Here is a 5130-nt window from a genome sequence, read left to right on the forward strand (position 1 = left end):
TGCCATACTCTATTATAGCATACATAAGTATATACAACAAACAAAAAAGTTGAAAAATAGTCGGAAAATCCAGATGTACCAAGGGATTAAGTAAGGTCGGCGGAAAATTAAGTGATAAAGTCGGGATTTATCAGCACAATCCTTTGAACGTTAAATACCTGTCTGCTTGGGCAATTACTTATGTCATTTACCTTCCCTGGGTCTTTATTGGCAATCTTGGTCTTAAGAGCTATGGAGAATGGGCTCAGAAAAAGTTTGAACAAGATATGGATGAACTGGAGAGTGGTGAATAGCTTGTTACTCTTTTCTCAATCCAGCTAAAATGTGATATAATAGTACTAATTTATTGGAATACATGAAAGTTCTTGAAAATTTTCATGGGTTTCTAGCTAAGGAAGTAGGAAAAGTATGTATCCAGATGATAGTTTGACATTGCACACGGACTTGTACCAGATTAACATGATGCAGGTTTACTTTGACCAAGGAATTCACAATAAAAAGGCGGTCTTTGAGGTGTATTTCCGCCAGCAGCCTTTTAAGAATGGCTATGCAGTTTTTGCAGGTTTGGAAAGAATTGTGAATTATCTTGAAGACTTGCGTTTTTCAGATAGTGATATTGCCTATTTGGAGTCGCTTGGTTATCATGGGGCGTTCTTGGATTACCTCCGCAATTTCAAGTTGGAGTTGACCGTTCGTTCTACCCAAGAAGGGGATTTGGTTTTTGCTAATGAACCGATTGTGCAGGTGGAAGGTCCTCTAGCCCAATGTCAATTGGTTGAAACGGCTCTTTTGAACATCGTCAACTACCAGACCTTGGTAGCGACCAAGGCAGCTCGTATTCGTTCAGTAATTGAAGATGAACCCTTGATGGAGTTTGGGACACGTCGGGCGCAAGAGATGGATGCGGCTATCTGGGGAACACGCGCAGCGGTGATTGGTGGTGCCAATGGAACTAGTAACGTGCGTGCTGGTAAACTCTTTGACATTCCTGTCTTGGGGACCCATGCCCATGCCTTGGTACAGGTTTATGGTAACGACTATAAGGCCTTCAAGGCTTATGCTGCGACCCATAAAAATTGCGTCTTTCTTGTGGATACCTATGACACACTTCGAATTGGGGTACCCGCTGCCATTCAGGTGGCGCGTGAGCTGGGTGACCAGATTAATTTCCTTGGTGTCCGCATTGACTCTGGGGATATTGCCTACATTTCCAAGAAAGTCCGTCAGCAATTGGACGAGGCTGGCTTTACAGAAGCTAAGATTTATGCTTCAAATGACCTAGATGAAAATACTATCCTCAACCTCAAGATGCAAAAGGCCAAGATTGATGTCTGGGGTGTGGGAACTAAGCTGATTACAGCCTATGACCAACCAGCTCTTGGGGCGGTTTATAAGATTGTTGCGATTGAAGATGAAAATGGTAAGATGCGTAATACTATCAAACTGTCTAATAATGCGGAAAAAGTGTCTACGCCAGGTAAGAAGCAGGTGTGGCGCATTACCAGTCGTGAAAAAGGCAAGTCAGAGGGTGATTACATCACTTATGACGGCGTAGATGTTGCCAGTATGACAGAAATCAAGATGTTCCATCCGACTTATACCTACATCAAGAAGACCGTTCGTAATTTTGACGCTGTTCCTCTCTTGGTGGGTATCTTCAAAGACGGGAAATTGATTTACAACCTGCCTAGCTTAACTGAGATTCAGGCTTATGCTCGTAAGGAATTTGACAAGCTTTGGGATGAGTACAAGCGTGTGCTCAATCCGCAGCATTATCCAGTGGATTTGGCGCGTGATGTATGGCAAGACAAGATGGACTTGATTGATAAGATGCGCAAGGAAGCCCTTGGTGAAGGAGAAGAAGAATGAGTTTGCAAGAAACGATTATCCAAGAGCTGGGTGTCAAACCAGTGATTGATGCCCAGGAAGAAATCCGTCGTTCCATTGATTTCTTAAAAAGATACCTGAAAAAACATCCCTTTCTTAAAACCTTTGTACTAGGGATTTCTGGAGGACAAGACTCAACCTTGGCAGGTCGATTGGCCCAACTAGCTATGGAAGAACTGCGAGCAGAAACGGGAGACGACAGCTACAAATTTATCGCTGTCCGCCTGCCCTATGGAGTGCAAGCTGATGAAGCAGACGCTCAAAAAGCCCTAGCCTTTATCCAGCCAGATGTCAGCTTTGTAGTTAATATCAAGGAATCAGCTGATGCGATGACAGTTGCAGTTGAAGTGACAGGTAGTCCTGTTTCAGACTTTAATAAGGGCAATATCAAGGCTCGTTGCCGTATGATTGCCCAATATGCCCTTGCGGGTGCCCATAGTGGAGCGGTCATTGGGACAGACCACGCCGCGGAAAATATCACAGGTTTCTTTACCAAGTTTGGTGACGGTGGTGCAGATATTTTACCCCTTTTCCGTCTTAATAAACGTCAAGGAAAACAACTCTTGCAGGAACTTGGTGCAGACCCAGCCCTTTATGAAAAAATCCCAACAGCAGACCTAGAAGAAGACAAACCCGGTCTAGCTGACGAAGTAGCCCTCGGAGTCACTTATAAAGAGATTGATGACTACCTAGAAGGCAAAACAATCAGCCCAGAAGCCCAAGCAAGAATCGAAAACTGGTGGCACAAAGGCCAACATAAACGCCACCTACCCATCACCGTATTTGATGACTTTTGGGAGTAAAAAGGTTCGGGGAACCTTTTTAGCTTCTTGCCCTGAAATTAAAAAGCAAGAAAAACCTCCAGTGGAGGTTTTCAGCCTCTCACCTTGAAATAAAAAAGTGAGAGTAGGTCTGGGGGATCTTGAACCCCGAGTTTAGAAATAAGAAAATGAGGCAGATTCGGTAACTCGAAGAGTTCGATTTCATCGTCTTACCCCTGCAACGATGACTAGGTTTGAAAAAGCTTGCTAGAGCGCATTTCAAACCAGGCAGCGACTGCGTCAAGAAATTAGAAGACAAACTCGTTTTCTAGCTGTTACTGAGTTGAGCCTTTTTACTACGAGCATAGAAATAAGGAAGTGAGGTAGCATCATGAAAGCTATCGGTACGCAAATATTACAGACAGAACGTTTGATTTTAAGAAGATTTGTGGAGAGTGATTCAGAAGCTATGTTTCAAAATTGGGCTTCATCCGCTGAGAATCTGACCTATGTTACCTGGGATCCCCATCCTGATGTCGTGGTGACTCGAAATTCGATTCGTAACTGGGTTGCTTCCTATACTAATCCCAACTATTACAAATGGGCTATTTGTCTCAAAGAAAACCCAGAGCAAGTGATAGGAGATATCAGCATCGTTGCAATAGATGAGAACAATTCTTCTTGTGAAATTGGCTATATTTTAGGAAAAAACTATTGGGGTCGTGGTCTTATGACAGAGGCCTTAAAAGCTGTCTTGGACTTTTGTTTTACTCAAGTAGGATTTCAAAAAGTCAAAGCTCGATATGCCAGTCTCAACCCAGCTTCAGGTCGTGTCATGGAGAAGGCTGGAATGTCCTATCTACAAACGATAGTTAATGGTGTAGAGAGAAAAGGCTATCTTGCGGATCTTATTTATTATCAGATAAGTAGGGAAGAATGTTGAATTCTATTTTCTGTTTCTATCGAAGTCAACTATTTATTGTAAATATAATAAATGGCATTCTAAGTTTATTTGCAACTTTAAAATAGCATATTGATTAGTACAAGACAGATGTTCTAGTTCCTTCTTTAATCTGGTTTAGTATTAGTTAAAAAATCGCTTTAAGCTTGTAACTAAGAGGGAGCTAATCGACTAGATTCTCCAGCCGAACAGGTGGTAATGTGCTTTTTATAGTGTAATCCTAGCTGTTGTTAAATTTAAAATAGAATCCTCTATCGAGTTAGGGAATTAAATTCAACCAATTTTATTTATGTTTTTTCTATCAAATTATCTAATATTAAAATAGTCTCATTCTGATGAGAAAACTATTCTATTTATACTGCATAGTTGTATAAGGAATGATGAAAGATGAGTGAAAGTTATCAAGTTGGAATGTTTGTATCTAAATATATTAGCATGTATTTAGATAAGATGTCTGCAATCCTTTATATATGAGATTGATTACGATATAGTTAAAGTGTTAGTTCAATAATTAATATATCATTTTAAGTTTATTTGATGTATGAAACATATTGTTTAACATTTGCCAGAAAATATGCTATACTAAGTAGTAACTTTTAGAAGGAGGATGTAATGGAAAAATTTAATACCAATAAGCGCTATGCATTACGTAAACTCGGAAGGATTTTTGGTTCTGTGATGGTCGGGCTAACTTTATTTTTAGGAGGAATCCTGAATACAAGTTTTGTTCATGCTGCTGATGGGATTCAATATGTCAGAGATGATACTAGAGATAAAGAAGAGGGAATAGAGTATGATGAAGCTGATAATGGGGATATTATTGTAAAAGTAGCGACTAAACCTAAGGTAGTAACCAAGAAAATTTCAAGTACGCGAATTCGTTTTGAAAAAGATGAAACAAAAGACCGTAGTGAAAATCCTATTACAATTGACGGAGAGGACGGAACTGTAACCACGACAAGGACCTACGATGTTGATTCAGAGACTGGTAAGGTCACAGAAAAGGTTACTGTAGACAGAAAAGAACCGACAGACACAGTTATCAAAGTTCCAGCCAAAAGCAAGGTTGAGCGTAAAGTCCTTCCTACAAGTGTCATCCGTTATGAAAAAGATGAGAGTAGAGACCGAGGAGCTTCTATTGAGATGATTGACGGAGAGGATGGCTATGTAACCACGACAAGGACCTACGATGTTAATCCAGAGACTGGTAAGGTTAGCGAAAAGGTTACTGTTGATAGAAAAGAAGCCACGGATACAGTTATCAAAGTTCCAGCCAAAAGCAAGGTTGACCGCGAAGTCCTTCCTACAAGTGTCATCCGTTATGAAAAAGATGAAAGTAGAGACCGAGGAGCTTCTATTGAGATGGTTGACGGAGAGGATGGCTATGTAACCACGACAAGAACCTACGATGTTAATCCAGAGACTGGTAAGGTTAGCGAAAAGGTTACTGTTGATAGAAAAGAAGCCACGGATACAGTTATCAAAGTTCCAGCCAAAAGCAAGGTTGAAGAAGACATTCTT

The 5130-nt window shown here is 40.7% G+C and carries 4 protein-coding genes and 1 pseudogene; all 5 read left to right on the forward strand.

What is annotated here, in order from left to right; all coding sequences use genetic code 11:
• The first annotated feature begins 143 nt into the window (after nucleotides 1–143).
• On the forward strand, nucleotides 144–293 hold the full coding sequence (locus tag HT729_RS09475; protein WP_172931958.1) for a hypothetical protein: 150 nt from the start codon (nucleotides 144–146) through the stop codon (nucleotides 291–293).
• A 115-nt stretch (nucleotides 294–408) separates the two neighbouring features.
• Nucleotides 409–1869, forward strand: coding sequence for a nicotinate phosphoribosyltransferase (locus tag HT729_RS09480; RefSeq protein WP_172931959.1), 1461 nt, complete (start codon nucleotides 409–411; stop codon nucleotides 1867–1869).
• Nucleotides 1866–2690 carry an ammonia-dependent NAD(+) synthetase gene (nadE, locus tag HT729_RS09485; protein ID WP_172931960.1) on the forward strand — a complete coding sequence of 275 codons (825 nt, stop codon included), beginning with the start codon at nucleotides 1866–1868 and terminating at the stop codon, nucleotides 2688–2690. Before HT729_RS09480 ends, nadE begins: the two co-directional genes overlap by 4 nt.
• 349 nt (nucleotides 2691–3039) lie before the next feature.
• Nucleotides 3040–3591: a GNAT family N-acetyltransferase gene (locus HT729_RS09490; protein ID WP_000643819.1), complete on the forward strand. Its 552-nt coding sequence runs from the start codon at nucleotides 3040–3042 to the stop codon at nucleotides 3589–3591.
• Nucleotides 3592–4221: 630 nt separating this feature from the next.
• Nucleotides 4222–5130, forward strand: a pseudogene (locus HT729_RS09495) (hypothetical protein); the annotation flags it as partial.

The organism is Streptococcus sp. 79, assembly GCF_013277425.1.
In the GTDB taxonomy this organism is placed as follows: Bacteria; Bacillota; Bacilli; order Lactobacillales; family Streptococcaceae; genus Streptococcus; species Streptococcus pseudopneumoniae.